This is a genomic window from Roseovarius sp. EC-HK134 (genome assembly GCF_902498815.1).
GTDB lineage: Bacteria > Pseudomonadota > Alphaproteobacteria > Rhodobacterales > Rhodobacteraceae > Roseovarius > Roseovarius mucosus_A.
Genome location: NZ_LR701544.1, coordinates 2364161 through 2379152, shown reverse-complemented (window position 1 = coordinate 2379152; position 14992 = coordinate 2364161). Strand labels below are relative to the sequence as shown.

General features: G+C 60.8%; 16 protein-coding genes and 1 riboswitch. Of the genes, 10 read left to right on the top strand and 6 right to left on the bottom strand.

From position 1 onward, the window contains the following. The first annotated feature begins 129 nt into the window (after positions 1 to 129). The 4 genes from GC127_RS23255 to GC127_RS15365 all read left to right on the top strand — a co-directional run bounded on the left by GC127_RS23255 (position 130) and on the right by GC127_RS15365 (position 2834). Positions 130 to 399, top strand: coding sequence for a toxin-activating lysine-acyltransferase (locus GC127_RS23255; protein WP_254700132.1), 270 nt, complete (start codon positions 130 to 132; stop codon positions 397 to 399). Positions 400 to 923: 524 nt separating this feature from the next. Then, positions 924 to 1778: a hypothetical protein gene (locus GC127_RS15375; RefSeq protein WP_151978905.1), complete on the top strand. Its 855-nt coding sequence runs from the start codon at positions 924 to 926 to the stop codon at positions 1776 to 1778. 238 nt (positions 1779 to 2016) lie between these two features. Then, positions 2017 to 2427 carry a toxin-activating lysine-acyltransferase gene (locus GC127_RS15370; protein ID WP_151978904.1) on the top strand — a complete coding sequence of 137 codons (411 nt, stop codon included), beginning with the start codon at positions 2017 to 2019 and terminating at the stop codon, positions 2425 to 2427. After that, a complete protein-coding gene (locus GC127_RS15365; RefSeq protein WP_151978903.1) occupies positions 2424 to 2834 on the top strand; it encodes a hypothetical protein in 411 nt (136 codons plus the stop codon). The genes GC127_RS15370 and GC127_RS15365 overlap by 4 nt, the downstream gene beginning before the upstream one ends. A gap of 184 nt (positions 2835 to 3018) precedes the next feature. Here GC127_RS15365 and ettA read toward each other — a convergent pair whose 3' ends face one another. After that, entirely contained in the window at positions 3019 to 4674 is a 1656-nt protein-coding gene (gene ettA / locus GC127_RS15360) for an energy-dependent translational throttle protein EttA (RefSeq protein ID WP_008280334.1), read from the bottom strand. Positions 4675 to 4825: 151 nt separating this feature from the next. Here ettA and GC127_RS15355 point away from each other — a divergent pair, with 151 nt between their 5' ends. Continuing rightward, entirely contained in the window at positions 4826 to 5437 is a 612-nt protein-coding gene (locus tag GC127_RS15355; protein ID WP_151978902.1) for a nicotinate-nucleotide adenylyltransferase, read from the top strand. A gap of 58 nt (positions 5438 to 5495) precedes the next feature. After that, on the top strand, positions 5496 to 6995 hold the full coding sequence (gene dacB, locus GC127_RS15350) for a D-alanyl-D-alanine carboxypeptidase/D-alanyl-D-alanine-endopeptidase (protein WP_151978901.1): 1500 nt from the start codon (positions 5496 to 5498) through the stop codon (positions 6993 to 6995). A gap of 5 nt (positions 6996 to 7000) precedes the next feature. On the opposite strand, the gene GC127_RS15345 is transcribed toward dacB, so the two are convergent. Beyond that, positions 7001 to 7660 carry a glutathione S-transferase N-terminal domain-containing protein gene (locus GC127_RS15345; protein WP_151978900.1) on the bottom strand — a complete coding sequence of 220 codons (660 nt, stop codon included), beginning with the start codon at positions 7658 to 7660 and terminating at the stop codon, positions 7001 to 7003. 28 nt (positions 7661 to 7688) lie between these two features. Next, on the bottom strand, positions 7689 to 8630 hold the full coding sequence (locus tag GC127_RS15340) for an alpha/beta hydrolase (RefSeq protein ID WP_151978899.1): 942 nt from the start codon (positions 8628 to 8630) through the stop codon (positions 7689 to 7691). A gap of 113 nt (positions 8631 to 8743) precedes the next feature. Continuing rightward, positions 8744 to 8820: riboswitch (SAM riboswitch) on the top strand. Between the two features lie 56 nt (positions 8821 to 8876). Between GC127_RS15340 and metZ the strand changes: the two genes are divergently transcribed. The 4 genes from metZ to GC127_RS15320 all read left to right on the top strand — a co-directional run bounded on the left by metZ (position 8877) and on the right by GC127_RS15320 (position 12408). Further along, the gene (metZ, locus tag GC127_RS15335) at positions 8877 to 10061 is read left to right on the top strand and encodes an O-succinylhomoserine sulfhydrylase (protein ID WP_008280329.1); all 1185 of its coding nucleotides are present in this window, start codon (positions 8877 to 8879) and stop codon (positions 10059 to 10061) included. 138 nt (positions 10062 to 10199) lie between these two features. Beyond that, the gene (folE2, locus tag GC127_RS15330; RefSeq protein ID WP_008280328.1) at positions 10200 to 11300 is read left to right on the top strand and encodes a GTP cyclohydrolase FolE2; all 1101 of its coding nucleotides are present in this window, start codon (positions 10200 to 10202) and stop codon (positions 11298 to 11300) included. Between the two features lie 167 nt (positions 11301 to 11467). Continuing rightward, positions 11468 to 12064, top strand: coding sequence for a hypothetical protein (locus GC127_RS15325; RefSeq protein ID WP_008280327.1), 597 nt, complete (start codon positions 11468 to 11470; stop codon positions 12062 to 12064). A gap of 122 nt (positions 12065 to 12186) precedes the next feature. Then, positions 12187 to 12408 carry a hypothetical protein gene (locus tag GC127_RS15320; protein ID WP_008280326.1) on the top strand — a complete coding sequence of 74 codons (222 nt, stop codon included), beginning with the start codon at positions 12187 to 12189 and terminating at the stop codon, positions 12406 to 12408. Between the two features lie 34 nt (positions 12409 to 12442). Here GC127_RS15320 and GC127_RS15315 read toward each other — a convergent pair whose 3' ends face one another. The 3 genes from GC127_RS15315 to ftsY form a co-directional block, all read right to left on the bottom strand. Beyond that, positions 12443 to 13054: an inner membrane-spanning protein YciB gene (locus GC127_RS15315; RefSeq protein WP_081508268.1), complete on the bottom strand. Its 612-nt coding sequence runs from the start codon at positions 13052 to 13054 to the stop codon at positions 12443 to 12445. A 41-nt stretch (positions 13055 to 13095) separates the two neighbouring features. Further along, positions 13096 to 13998, bottom strand: coding sequence for an EamA family transporter (locus GC127_RS15310; RefSeq protein WP_081508267.1), 903 nt, complete (start codon positions 13996 to 13998; stop codon positions 13096 to 13098). Positions 13999 to 14074: 76 nt separating this feature from the next. Next, positions 14075 to 14992 (bottom strand): signal recognition particle-docking protein FtsY (gene ftsY / locus GC127_RS15305; protein WP_151992579.1); only part of this gene is annotated, 918 nt, incomplete at its 5' end.

Below are 14992 nucleotides of genomic sequence, written 5' to 3'. Positions count from 1 at the left end.
TACATTGGTGCGCAATGAATGCGCACCCTACGGCGGGTTATTTGTAAATCGCATAGATGAAATGATGTTGACGCGACCAGTTGATGCTGGTTTCTATTTTTACGAGAGTGAGTGCAACGGTAGCGCGGATTGGGTGTAGCGAATGACGTCCGGACAGACCGAAGGCAAAAGAGGGCGACTGTCGGCGTCGATGCCAGAACCTTCGGCTCCGCGCTCGGACAGGCCGTCTGGCTGGTGACCATGGACAAGCGCTATCGCGACCGTCCGATACGCGAGATTGAGGCGCTGGTCGCCACCCCGATCTTTCTGCGACAGTTCAAGATCTATTCGAAAGGCAAATCGCCGGTCGCGTTTCTGAGCTGGGCCAGCGTGTCGGACGCGGTAAAGACCAGGGCCTAAGCGGGCGCGCCGCTGGCGCTGGAGGACTGGCGGTCGGACGCGAGCCTCGTGGTGGTCGATGTGGTGTCGCCCTTTGAGGAGGCAGAGGGGGTGCAGAGGTTCATGAACGCGCTGCCAAAAAAGTGAATGAACCTAGCGGAGCAGAAGATCCAGGGCAAACAGTGGTGGGAAAAAAAAGAAATCATAGAATCCCCGTGCTGATCAGGCGCGGCACCTGGGGATCCTTGATCGCTCAACTCTTGGTTGTTGCCATTATGAGCAACTGGCTCTTTAGCGATCACCCGGTTCACCAGCGTTTTTTCTACGGGAATATATTGGTCATACTCTACCTCATTCACAACATTATCAGGGACTTGGTGGCTTTACGAAAGGGGGGGGGGAAAGGATGAGTGACGAAAACGAAAGCCAGCCGTAGGGTGCGCATTCATTGCGCACCGTGGCGCGGATAGGTGCCGGTGATAGGTGCGCAATGAAACGCGCACCCTACGACTCCCACTCATGTGACTCAGCCGTTGGAGATGTAATTGATTGAGCGTAATTCTAGTAGCAAGTTTCAATTCATCAACCTTGCAAAAAACTGGACAAATGGGCTTGTAGGCCGCATTGGTCAGGTCAGATCGACAGCCGCAGCACTTTCTTTTCTGGCTTTTTCAATTCCACAAGCCTCTCTGTCAGACGAAAACTTGGGAAGTGGAATTTTGTCGAGGTTAGAGAAATTTGTTGGATACCAAGGCCCTGAATGTCACATGTTCTGGCCAGATTCGAAAATCACGAACATGCAGGCGTCGCAATTCAGGGGCTTTGGTTGGTGTGATTCCAGAAAAACCTTGAAAATTGAAAAGACACTTGAAAATACGTTCATGTTGCATGCGGCTTATCTAGGTGTCGCACAGGAGGGTTCAGTTCAGCTGAGCCCCATTTTGTCTGAGTATTCAATCGCTACCGCTGCTGACGTTAGGTCTCAAGAATTCTTGGCTTCGATCTTAAAGCAACTTGACCGCTGCAGTCCCGGAGAGGCCTGTTTTGAATCTGTTGCCAGAGAGCGCTCGTCTCTAAGCATCGAACAGACCCAAAGTTACTTTGAAAAATTCGCCAAACTTTTAACGTCGGATGAGATTGACCTGAAGGAATATGAATTTGTTGTCCTGAGGCGCCTTACGAAATCATACATGGAGTGTCTCATTGATGCCTGGCGGGGGGAGATTGCAACTACCCCGTGCGATCCGGGGCGTAACAGTCAAATGCACGATGTCGGAGATGCGATGATCCTGTTGCATGAAGATCATTTGCTCTTGGTGCATCATTTGTCAGTCATCGCCGATAACCCAGAAAGCGATGTATTCGACTTCGCACTCATACAAGCAACTCACGATGAGTAAACGGCAGCCTGCAGGAATAACGCCATGCACGTTTCCATTATTTGAGCCATAGCTGAAAGCCAGCCGTAGGGTGCGCATTCATTGCGCACCGTGGCGCGCATAGGTGCCGGTGATAGGTGCGCAATGAATGCGCACCCTACGGGAGGCTGTTTGGAAATCGAATAGATGAAATGATGTTGACGCGACCAGTTGATGCTGGTTTCTATTTTTACGAGAGTGAGTGCAACGGTAGCGCGGATTGGGTGTAGCGAATGACGTCCGGACAGACCGAAGGCAAAAGGGGGCGACTGTCGGCATCGACGCCAGCACCTTCTTCTCCGCACTTGGACAGGCCGTCTGGCTGGTGACCATGGACAAGCGCTATCGCGACCGTCCGATCCGCGAGATTGAGGCGCTGGTCGCCACCCCGATCCTGCTGCGTCAGTTCGAGATCTATTCGAAAGGCAAATCGCCGGTCGCGTTCCTGAGCTGGGCCAGCGTGTCGGACGCGGTAAAGGCCAGGGCCGAAGCGGGCGCGCCGCTGGCGCTGGAGGACTGGCGGTCGGGCGCGAGCCTCGTGGTGGTCGATGTGGTGTCGCCCTTTGCGGAGGCGGAGGGGGTGCGGGAGAGGTTCTTGGCGGGGGCAAAGCACGCAGAGGGAAAAGAGTGAAACGGCGCAGCCGCAGAAGATGGCTCTATTTCAGGATCGCGGCGGTGTTGCTCGGGGTTTTGCTGGTTGCCGACATCATCCTGGCATCCGTGGCCAATCAGCGCATTCGTGATGCGGATTACTTCTTTGAGGAGCATTTGCGACAGGCTGACCTTGGGCCGGAACCCTCAAAGTTGATTGATTGCGTTTATGGTACGGAATTGGTGATTTATAGGTACGCTACGTGCTTTTGGCGCGTGACAACACGTGGGTACGACAAGTGGTTGTACGAATTTCATTATGCACGTCCTTATCCAGTGCTTCTTGGTGGGCGGGATATCGACAGCTATCGATTCAAAATGATTGCAGCAGGAGCACCTTTGCGGCGGGTGGCCCATGATGGAACAGTAGAGAAGGTGCTAAAGTAATAACAAACACGACAACGTTGGCTGAGCTTTCTCGTCAGGTTCATTCACCCATCGCAAATAGCCACCCGTAGGGTGCGCATTCATTGCGCACCGTGGCGCGCATTGGTGCCGGTGATAGGTGCGCAATGAATGCGCACCCTACGGGCTGTGACAGGCCCCGGGTAGGGCCCGGGGCGTCACAGGATTACCTCACGAACTTCTTGTGCTTTACCCGCTTCGGCTCGAGCGCATCCGGGCCCAACCGCCGCTTCTTGTCTTCCTCATAAGCCGAGAAATCGCCCTCGAACCATTCGACATGCGCATCCCCCTCAAAGGCCAGAATATGCGTGCAGATGCGGTCGAGGAAGAACCGGTCGTGCGAGATGACCACGGCGCAGCCTGCGAAATCCATCAGCGCATCTTCCAGCGCGCGCAGGGTTTCGACGTCGAGATCGTTGGTCGGTTCGTCAAGGAGCAGCACATTGCCGCCTTCTTTCAGGAGCCGCGCCATATGCACGCGGTTGCGCTCGCCCCCCGAAAGCAACGACACTTTCTTTTGCTGATCGCCGCCCTTGAAGTTGAACGCCCCGCAATAGGCACGGCTGTTGATCTGGGCGTCACCCAGCACAATCACCTCGGCCCCGCCCGAGATGGCCTCCCAAACGTTATCCTCGGGCTTAAGATCATCGCGCGACTGATCGACATAAGAGAGCTGCACCGTATCGCCCAGCTCAATCTTGCCCTCGTCGGGCTGTTCCTGCCCGGTCAGCATCTTGAAGAGTGTGGATTTGCCGGCGCCGTTGGGGCCGATGACGCCCACAATGCCGCCGGGCGGCAGCGAAAAGCTGAGATCCTCGATCAGGAGCTTGTCGCCCATGTGTTTTTTCAGCCCCTCAACCTCGATCACCTTGTTGCCAAGGCGCTGACCATTGGGGATGACGATCTGGGCACGGCTGATGCGCTCGCGCTCGGATTGACCGGCCAGCTCGTTATAGGCGTTGATCCGGGCCTTTTGCTTGGCTTGCCGCGCCTTGGCCCCTTGGCGCATCCATTCGAGTTCGCGCTCCAGCGTCTTTTGCTTGGATTTATCCTCGCGCGCCTCTTGCAACAGGCGCTTGGCCTTTTGCTCGAGCCAAGCGGAATAATTGCCCTCATAGGGGATACCCCGGCCCCGGTCCAACTCGAGAATCCAGCTGGTGATGTCATCAAGGAAATAGCGATCGTGGGTAACGATCAGGATCGTGCCCTTGTAGGCGATAAGGTGCTGTTGCAGCCAGGCGATGGTTTCTGCGTCAAGGTGGTTGGTCGGTTCGTCAAGCAGCAGCATGTCGGGCGCTTCGAGCAAGAGCTTGCAAAGCGCCACGCGGCGGCGTTCACCGCCCGAGAGGGACGCAACGGATGCATCATCGGGCGGGCAGCGCAGCGCCTCCATCGAGATATCGACCTGACTGTCGAGATCCCAGAGGTTCTGGCTGTCGATCTCGTCCTGCAACTGCGCCATCTCGTCGGCGGTCTCGTCGCTATAGTTCATCGCCAATTCGTTGAAACGGTCGAGCTTGGCCTTCTTCTCGGCCACGCCCAGCATCACATTGCCGCGCACATCAAGGCTGTCGTCGAGATGCGGTTCCTGCGGCAGATAGCCCACGCGCGCGCCCTCGGCGGCCCAAGCCTCGCCGGTGAAATCCTTGTCCATCCCGGCCATGATGCGCATCAGGGTGGATTTACCCGAGCCGTTCACGCCCACAACGCCGATTTTCACCCCCGGCAGAAAGTTGAGGTGGATGTTCTCAAAGCATTTCTTGCCGCCGGGATAGGCCTTGGAGACGCCCTGCATGTGATAGACATATTGATACGCTGCCATGATGTGCCGCTCCGTTCCGCTTGGGTGAGTTCTAATTCAGCCCGCGTGATACCCGTATGGGCGTGCGGGGGCAATGGTCTGTGCATCTGCGGATCAGAGGGCACCCCGGATTTCGCTTTACACCGCCCGCGCCGCTGGCAATGAAAGGGCGATGACACATGCCCTGCCCCATTCCCGCCCCGGTCAGGTGATCGGCCTTTTGGGTGGATCGTTTGATCCGCCGCATGCGGGGCATCTGCATATCAGCCGCGAGGCGCTGCGGCGGTTCGGGCTGGATCGGCTGTGGTGGCTGGTCAGCCCCGGCAACCCGCTCAAGGCGCATGGCCCCGCGCCGCTCGCGCAGCGCATGGCGGCGGCGCAGGCGCTGGTGGATCATCCGCGTATCGACGTGACTGATATTGAGGCGTGGACCGGCACGCGCCATACCGCTGCCACGCTGCGCGCGCTGCGCAGGATTTGCCCCGGTGTGCGGTTTGTCTGGCTGATGGGGGCGGATAACCTGGCGCAATTCCATCTTTGGCAAGACTGGCGCGAGATTCTGGATACGGTGCCGGTGGGGGTGCTGGCGCGGCCCGGTCAGCGCATTTCGGCGCGGCTGTCACCCGCCGCACGCATCTATGCCCACGCCCGCCTGCCCGATTATGACAGTCAGGCATTGGGGCGGCGCGACGCGCCGGCGTGGTGCTTTGTCAATGTGCCGATGATGGATATTTCCTCGACCCGGCTCAGAGAGGCGGGCAGTTGGACAGGGGCGCAAAAGTGAGTGCGCGGCGGGCAAATCGTGATTGCGTGCAACACTGGCCTAAGGTTAACTCTGCGTCATGAGCACAGGCATTTCACGGCGGTATTTTCTGGGCACGGCGCTGGCGGCGCTCGGCAGTTCGGCTATGGCTGGCGCGCCTGCGGTATCGCTCAGGCCGGTGGCGCGGCCCGACGGGGGGGCACGGCGCGCCGTGCAGCGCGCCCCAGCCGCTGAGGCGCTGATTTCTCAGGCCAATCTATCGGGCCGGGTGGGCTATGCGGTGGCCGATGCGCGCACGGGGCAATTGCTTGAGTCGGGCGATGCCACAACCGGCCTGCCGCCCGCGAGTGTCACCAAGGCAGTGACCGCGCTTTATGCGCTTGACGCCTTGGGGCCGGAGCATCGCTTTGGCACGCGGCTGATCGCGACCGGGCCGATTTCGGGCGGTGTGCTGAATGGCGATCTGATCCTTGCAGGCGGCGGAGATCCGACGCTCGAGACCGATGGGCTGGCCAGCCTTGCGGCCAATCTGGCCAAGACCGGGCTGCGCGAGGTGCGCGGGAGGTTCCTTGTCTGGGGTGGGGCGGTGCCATTTACCCGCGCCATCGACGAAACACAGCCAGAGCATGCGGGCTACAACCCGGCTCTTTCGGGCCTCAACCTCAATTACAACCGCGTGCATTTCGAGTGGAGGCGCGCGAATGGCAAATATGCCATCACCATGGATGCACGGTCAGACCGCTATCGCCCCGATGTGACCATGGCGCGGATGCGAATCGCGGATCGCAACGTGCCGGTCTATAGCTACAAGGACGCGGGCAGCTATGACGACTGGACCGTGGCGCTGGGCGCGCTGGGCACGGGCGGCGCGCGCTGGTTGCCGGTGCGCAAACCCGAGCTTTACGCGGGCGAGGTTTTTGCCACCTTTGCGCGGTCCCAAGGGATCAAGACCGGCGCGCCGCAGGTCATCGACCGCCTGCCCGGCGGCACCGCGATTGTGACCCATGCCAGCGCGCCACTTGCCACCATCCTGCGCGACATGCTGAAATTCTCGACCAATCTCACGGCGGAAATGGTGGGGCTTGCCGCCTCGGCCAAGCGGCGCGGGGCGGTGGTGGCGCTGGATCAATCGGCGCAGGATATGAATGCTTGGGCGGCGCAGGCGCTGGGCATGACCGGCGCGGCGCTGAGGGATCATTCCGGCCTCAGCGACCGCTCGCGCCTGTCGGCAGCGGCGATGGCGCAGGCCTTGGCGCGGGCACATCATGCGGGGCTTTTGCGGCCGCTATTGCGCACGGTCGAATTGCGCGATGCGCAGGGGCGCCCCAATCGCAACCATCCGCTAAAAGTGGCGGCCAAGACCGGAACGCTGCATTTCGTGAGCGCGCTGGCGGGCTATGTGACGACGCCGCAAGGGGCCGATCTGGCCTTTGCGATTTTCACCGCAAGCGACAGTCTGCGCGCGCGCATCGACCCCTCGCAGGATGACAGCCCGCCCGGTGCGCGAAGCTGGAACTCGCGCTCAAAGCAGTTGCAACAGGCCTTGATCGAGCGATGGGGCGCGGTTTACGGGGGCTGAGGCCCCTATTTCCGTGCGGTTGGATCGCGACGTTTGTCAGCGTGAAGCGCGCGGCCCCGTTGCACCCCGTCCCGCGCACCCAAAGTGTCGAGCCAGCGCGCGAAATGCGGTTTATCCTCTAGCGTTTGTTGCTGCCCCTCCCAGAGAGAGCACCACCCCCAAAGCGCCATATCGGCGATGGAATAGAAATCGCCCGCGACAAATTCAGATTGCGCCAATTGCCGGTCGAGCACGCCGTAGAGGCGGCCCACCTCAGAGCGGTAGCGATCCTTGGCATAGGGGATGTCTTGGGGTGCGTATTTGAGGAAATGATGCGCTTGGCCAGCCATGGGGCCAACACCGCCCATCTGCCACATGAGCCACTGATCGACCGCGATATGATCGCGCGCGGTATTGCCATAGAACTGCCCGGTCTTGCGCGCCAGATATTGCAGGATCGCCCCGGATTCAAAGATGTGGATCGGCGCGCCGTCCGGCCCCTCGGGGTCGGTGATGGCGGGGATGCGGTTGTTGGGCGAGATTTTCAGATAGTCGGGGGCATGTTGATCGCCTGCGCCAATGTCGATCAGGTGGCAGCGATAGGGCAGGCCCATTTCTTCGAGGGCGATGGATATTTTCCAGCCATTCGGTGTGGGCCAATAATAGAGATCAATCGGGGCGGGCATGGGGCAGGCTCCTGAGCATGGGTCGCGCTCAGAATGACGGTTTACGGCCCATTGGCAAGGGCAGGCGTAGCTCTGGCAGGGTCAAGAGGCGCGACCAACGCGGCTCGGCTACGCAAGGCAGCGCCGCCCGGAATGCGCAGAGCGGCAGATCAGGGCCCCGGCGCAGAAGGCTGCTGTAGAGCGGAAAGACACCGGGGCGCGTGTAGGGCGACCAGTGACAGATGCGCGCGGCGGGCGGTGCGATGGCAAAGCCCAGACGCGCCAGCACCGCAAGCGTGCCGGGATGATCCATTTGAAGGTTGAGCACATTGGGTCCAGCGGGCAGCGCCAGCCCAAGGCTGCGGTCGCCGCGCCGGGGGGCCGGGATCAGGCATTCGAGGAGGAAATCGTAAAAATCATTCTCACGGCTGGTGATATTGATCAGCTCGACGCCGCGTCCCGCCGGGGTATCGAGCGCTGCGGCGGCGCGCTGACCGAATTCGGCACCGGCCAAAAGGATCAGCCGGCGCAGGGCGCCCTTGGGCAGATGTGCCAGCGCCGAAAGAACCACGCGCGCGCCCAGCGAATGCGCGACCGCGTGGATCGGGCGATCCGGGCAGACAGCCCGAATCATGGTGATCAATTGCGCCAATTGCGCCCCCGCCTTGGCCGCCTCGGCATAGGCGCGCCAGATGTTGCCGCGCGCAGGCCAGCCAAAGGCGATGCCAAGCCCCTCATCTGCTGCGCCGGTGCCAAAGCCAAGCCCGGCGGGCCAACTGCGCACCTTGAAACACCTGCGTTCCGGCGCGAGAGAGAAAATGTGATCATGCGGACATTCGGTGGCATGGTGGGGCGCGTATTTGAACCCGTGGACCATCAGGATCACGGGCCCCCTGCCCCGCAGCAGGCCGGGAAGCGCCAGCGCCAGATCACCGGCCCCGTCATGCAGCACCGGGCCGGTCGGCCCTGTATTCACATGGATCAGCGGCATGTCCCTCACCCCACCAGATGTTGTGGTTGAGAGCTACGCGGTGCAGACGTCGCTTTGGTGACGCTTGCGTGAAACCTGCGTGACAGAGTTGACGATCCGCGCGCGCGGGAGTAAGTCGCAACCGTGGCGATTTGTTACCGGATTGCGGGCCACGTTAAACAAACCGCTAAAAGGTCAGGATGAAAGGCCCCTTTCGCTTGACCGCGTCGGGGCTTTTTTCGTGGGCAGGCGGCCCGGAGGTTGGATATGAGCGAGACTTGGCAAAAACGGACCAAACTGGTGCATGGCGGCACGCGGCGCAGCCAGTATAACGAAGTGAGCGAGGCGATTTTCCTCACCCAAGGGTTTGTCTATGACAGCGCCGAGGCGGCAGAGGCGCGGTTCATCAAGGCGGGCGCGGATGAGTTCATCTATGCCCGCTATGGCAACCCCACCGTCGCGATGTTCGAGGACCGGATTGCCGCCCTTGAGGGGGCCGAGGATGCCTTTGCCACGGCAAGCGGCATGGCGGCAGTCTCGGGGGCGCTGACATCCCTGCTGCGGGCCGGGGATCACGTGGTCTCGGCGCGGGCGCTCTTTGGCTCTTGTCTTTATGTGCTCGAAGAGATCCTGACCCGGTTCGGGGTCGAGGTGACATTCGTCGATGGCACCGATCTAGAGCAGTGGCGTGCGGCGATCCGGCCCGGCACCAAGGCCGTCTTCTTTGAGACGATTTCAAATCCCACACTCGACGTGGTCGATATTCGCAGCGTGGCAGAGTTGGCGCATGCAGCGGGGGCGCTCGTGCTGGTGGATAATGTGTTTGCCACGCCTGTATTTTCGCGCGCGATTGAACAGGGCGCGGATGTGGTGATCTATTCGGCGACCAAACATATCGACGGCCAGGGCCGCACGCTGGGCGGGGTTATCCTTGGCACGCGCGATTTCATCCGTGGCACCGTTGAACCCTATATGAAACATACCGGCGGCTCGATGTCGCCCTTTACCGCTTGGGTCATGCTCAAGGGGCTTGAGACCATTGATCTGCGGGTGCGGGCGCAGACTGCGAGTGCGCAGGCGATTGCCGAGGCGTTGCACGGCGATGCGCGGCTGGCGCGGGTAATTTATCCGGGGCTGAGCAGCCATCCGCAGCACGATCTGGTGCGCGCGCAGATGGGCGAAGGTGGCACGGTTCTAGCGCTCGATCTCAAGGGCGGCCAAGAGGCGGCGTTCCGCTTTCTCAATGCGCTGGAAATTGTGGTGATCTCGAACAATCTGGGGGATGCGAAATCCATCGTGACCCATCCCGCCACCACCACCCATCAACGCCTGCCCGCCGCGCAGAAGGCGGCGCTTGGCATCACGCCGGGGCTGGTGCGGCTGAGCGTGGGGCTGGAGGATTGCGGCGACCTGATCCGCGACATTCAGAACGCGCTGGAGGCAGCATTCTGAGGCTGAGAGGTTTTTCAGTAATTTCCGGGGTTTGAATGATCCGCTTTGCCGCATTTGACGTAAATCCCTACGATAATGGCAATTCCTGCGGAAACCCTGTATGTAAGGGTTTGGCAGAGCGGATAGGGAAGTTTTGCGATGAATGTGCATCCGTCTGAGATGAAGCCTGCACCGGACCGGGACGAGGCCAAAGAAGCGCTGGCGCTGCTGCGGTCTTGGGCGCGCGCCGCGTCGCCAGAAGAAGTGGCCGATCTTGATCCGGCGATTGCCCGGCTTTTACCCTCGGGCGAGGTGGCGAATTATCCGCTGCTGGCGCGGGAATATCCCGAGAGCTTTGCGACGAGTGCCGCCTATCTGGCAAGCCTGCCCGACCTGCAGAATGGTCCGGCCTCGCTTATTCGGGGCACGCGGCAACAGTTGCAGCATGTGGGCATTTCCAATTTCCGTCTGCCGATCCGCTATCATACCCGTGAGAATGGCGATCTGACGCTTGAGACCTCGGTCACGGGCACTGTCAGTCTTGATGCAGGCAAGAAGGGCATCAACATGTCCCGGATCATGCGCAGCTTTTACAAGCACGCGGAAAAGACATTCAGCGCCGATGTGATGGAGGCCGCACTTTCGGATTACATCACCGACCTCGACTCGGTCGATGCGCGGTTGCAGATGCGCCTGTCTTATCCGGCGCGGGTGCGGTCGCTGCGGTCGGGGCTGGAAGGCTACCAATATTATGACATTGCGATGGAGTTGGTGAAGAACGCCGGCGTCACGCGCAAGTTCATGCATCTCGATTACGTCTATTCGTCGACCTGCCCTTGTTCGCTGGAATTGAGCGAACATGCGCGGTCCGCGCGCGGACAACTGGCCACACCGCATTCGCAGCGCTCTGTTGCGCGGATTTCGGTGGAACTGGTCGAGGACGATTGCCTGTGGTTCGAGGACCTGATCGAGTTGGCGCGGCGCGCGGTGCCCACCGAGACGCAAGTCATGGTCAAGCGCGAGGATGAACAGGCCTTTGCTGAGTTGAACGCCGCCAACCCGATCTTTGTCGAGGATGCCGCGCGGCTCTTTTGCGAGCAGCTGCTGGCCGACCCGCGCATTGGTGATTTTCGCGTCGTGGCCAGCCATCAAGAAAGCCTGCACAGCCATGACGCGGTCAGCGTTTTGACCGAAGGAGAGACCTTTGCGGCGCAGAGCCTTGATCCCCGGTTGTTCCAGACCCTGATTCATGGGCGCTAAGCCCGGAAAATCGGCAAAATGGCCAAATATTAAGCAGGAATCCGCGTAACGCTGCGAAAGTCGTTTGACCTATGGTCAAATTGCTGCAACGCAGCGTGGCGCGCGTTATATTCTTGTGATCCGCTTGCGTTAAACGTAAGCGCGCACCTGCTGAAAAGGACGAACTCATGCTTTCACCCGAAATTCCGCTGAAACTGTCCGCCGCCGGAATCCGGTTGACCGGATTTATGGTCGAAAACCAGTTGCGCGTGGCGCAGGTTTATTGCGAGGCGTTTCTGAAAACAGGGATATGGTCGCGCAGCCTGACGGCAAAGGCGGCTGTGCCAGCGACGCCAGTCAAGACGAAGGCGGCGCCTAAGCCGAAGGTGGCGGATGCCAACGCCAAACCGCGCCGTGCCGCGCGCGCCGCTGTGGCCCCGGTCGCCCCGGCCACACCGGCCAAAGCTGCTGCCCCGGTGACACCCCCCGTGCAGCAGGTCGCAGCACCTGCGGCCCCTGCCGTTGCTGCAAAACCCGCCCCGCTGACCGAGGTGAAGCCTGCCGTGCAACCAGTGCCAATGGCCGCGCCCAAGCCCGCACCCGTGGCTGAGGCGGCCCTCGCACCAAAGCCGGTAGCACCCGCGACAAGCGCGGCACCAACCGCGGCACAGACCACTTCGCAACCCACTGCGCGTGTGATCCCGGTTGACGCAGGCGCGCCCAAGCGTCAGCCTTCACCGCCCCCGGCGATGCCGCAAGGCACACCCAAGGCCAAGGCGAAGTAAGATACAAGGCCGGGATGCAGAAGCTGCAACCCGGCCATTCCATTTCCGCGCTGGTCACGTCAATCTGACTGACCTATCTAGGGTGCAGGGAGGAAACCAAACCACGTAAAGTGAGGTTTCCAATGGCTAATATTACAACGAATGTGTCTGCTTCTCCTCTGCGCGAGGGGTGGAAACGCTTTGTCGCGGCACTGGTGCGTGGGCTGGAAAAACAGGCCTCTGTCACCGCGCGACGCAACCGGATCGAAGCGCTAGAAGCGAAATCCGACGCGGAATTGGCCCGAATGGGGCTGCGCCGCGAAGACATCGTCTATCACGTCTTCAAGGACCTGTTCTACGCCTGAGACGACAGGGGGGCGGGCATGATAGCCCGCCCTGTCAGGTGCCTTTGGTGTCTGTTTCTTCGGTCGAATGATCGCGAAACAGGGCCCCTTGCGCCATGAAGAACACAAAGATTGCAGCCGTCAGACCGAAAGTCTTGAAATAGACCCAGATTTCTTCTGTCTGGGTGCGCCAGATCGCCTCGTTCAGCAGGGCGAGACCGAAGAAGAACAGCATCAAGCGCCGGGTGAGAATCATCCACCCCGCATCGGTCAGGGGCATCACCCCATCCATGACATATTGCAGATACGAGCGCCCACGCATCAGGCCGTATCCCAGCACACCGCCAAACAGCAGATAGATCATCGTCGGCTTCATTTTGAAGAAGCGGGGATCGTTGAACCAGACGCTGAGCCCGCCAAAGACCACGATAAGAACTGCCGTGACCACCTGCATCCGGCTGAGATGACCGGTGAGCCGCCACAAAAGGCCCATCGAGATCAGAAACACCGGGATGAATCCGGCGGTGACGACGATAAAACCCTCATATTCGGTGCCGCCGATGGTAAAGACCCGATCCTTGAGCCAGAGATAGGCGGCGAAAAAGCCCAGCACGGGGCCGAATTCCAGAACCGGCTTGGCCCATTTGGGTGGCTGCGTGTCATCCATAGTCTCAGGTTTCCTTATCGCTTAGGCTGCTTGTGGCGCATTCAGCCGCCAATCTCAACTATGACCGCCCCGGCCGCGATCAAGGACATGAGCGCAATTCGTCGCGGCCCCACCGTTTCCTTGAGCACAAGCCAGCCAATGAGGGCGGCAAAAACTGTGGATGTCTCGCGCAGCACCGCCGCCTCGCCTACCTTGTCAAGGCGGGTGGCCAGCATGATCGAGCCGAAGGAGAAGAAGGCCACCACCCCGCCCGTCACCCCGCGCAGCATCAAGGCGCCGACGGCGGGCCGCTCTGGCATGTTGCGCCAGCGCAGATAGGCGAACGGCGGGATCGTCAGCCCATCGAGAAAGAAAAACCACGCGAGAAACGTAAAGGGATCTGCGGTGGCGCGGATGCCGTAGGCGTCATAGGTGGTGTAAAGCGCCACAAAGAGCCCCGTTGCCACCGCCAGCCCCAGCGCCAGCGGCATGGTATCGCGGTTGAGCGTGAGCGTGCGCAGATTATAGACCGCAAGCCCGTAGATACCGCACAGAAGCACGCCCACCCCGAGCCATTGCACCGGCGTGAACACTTCTCCGAAAATCGCATAGGCCCCGATCACGGTGAACAGCGGCCCGGTGCCACGCACCACGGGGTAGACCACGGTATAGGCACCGCGCGTATAGGCCATGGCCTGCAACACCTTATAGCCGATATGGATCACCACAGCGCCGGCAAAGATGGGCCACATATGCGCCTCGGGCCAGGGCACGACGAAGAGGGCAAAGGGTGCGGCCATGGTGGCATAGCTCGCATCTATCACCCCGCGGCTGAGCCAAGGATCGTGCCGCCCCTTTTGCAACGCCCCAAAGATTGCATGCAAGAGCGCCGCCAAGAGGGCAAGGGCCATGGCAAGTTGATGCCCCGCCTCGGTGCCCTCGAGCGAAATCAGCCAAGCGCTCATTCAGAGGCAATGGCCTTGGGGGGCCAGCCCCCCAAACCCCCCGAGGTATTTGACGCCAGATGAAAGGCGCAACCGATCATTTCCCCTCAAGCCCGGTAAGGGCGGCGGCGAAATCTTGCGGATCGAAGGGGGCCAGATCGTCGATCTGTTCGCCCACGCCGATGGCATGGATCGGCAGGCCAAATTTATCCGCCAGCGCCACCAGCACACCGCCACGCGCGGTGCCATCGAGCTTGGTCATCACAAGGCCCGAGACATCGGCGAGTTTCTGGAAGGTTGCAACCTGGCTCAGGGCGTTTTGTCCCGTGGTGGCATCGAGAACCAGAAGGGTGTTATGCGGCGCTGAGGGATCTTTCTTGCGGATGACGCGCACGATCTTGGCCAGCTCTTCCATCAGGTCCGCGCGGTTCTGCAAGCGCCCGGCAGTGTCGATCATCAAGAGGTCCGCTCCCTCGGCCTCGGCGCGGGTCATGGCGTCATAGGCAAGGCTGGCAGGGTCCGAGCCTTCGGGCGCGGTCATCACTGGCACACCGGCGCGCTGCCCCCAGACCTGCAACTGTTCGACAGCGGCGGCGCGAAACGTATCCCCGGCGGCGATCACCACGGATTTGCCTGCCCCCTTGAACTGGGCCGCGAGCTTGCCGATGGTTGTGGTCTTGCCCGAGCCGTTGACGCCCACAACCAGCACCACCTGCGGACGTTTGGCATACATCGGCATAGGCCGCGCCACGGGTTCCATGATGCGGGCGATTTCCTGCGCCAAAAGTTCCTTGATCTCTTGGGTTGAAAGGCGTTTGCCCATGCGCCCTTCGGCCATATTGGCGGTGACGCGCAGCGCCGTGTCCACGCCCATATCTGCCGCGATCAGCAATTCCTCAAGGCTTTCAAGCATCGCGTCGTCGAGCACGCGGCGCGGGGCGCTGTCAGGCGCGGTGCGGCCAAGAAGACGGCCAAGGATGCCGGAACGCGGGGCAGCGGCGGGCAAATCCTGCGG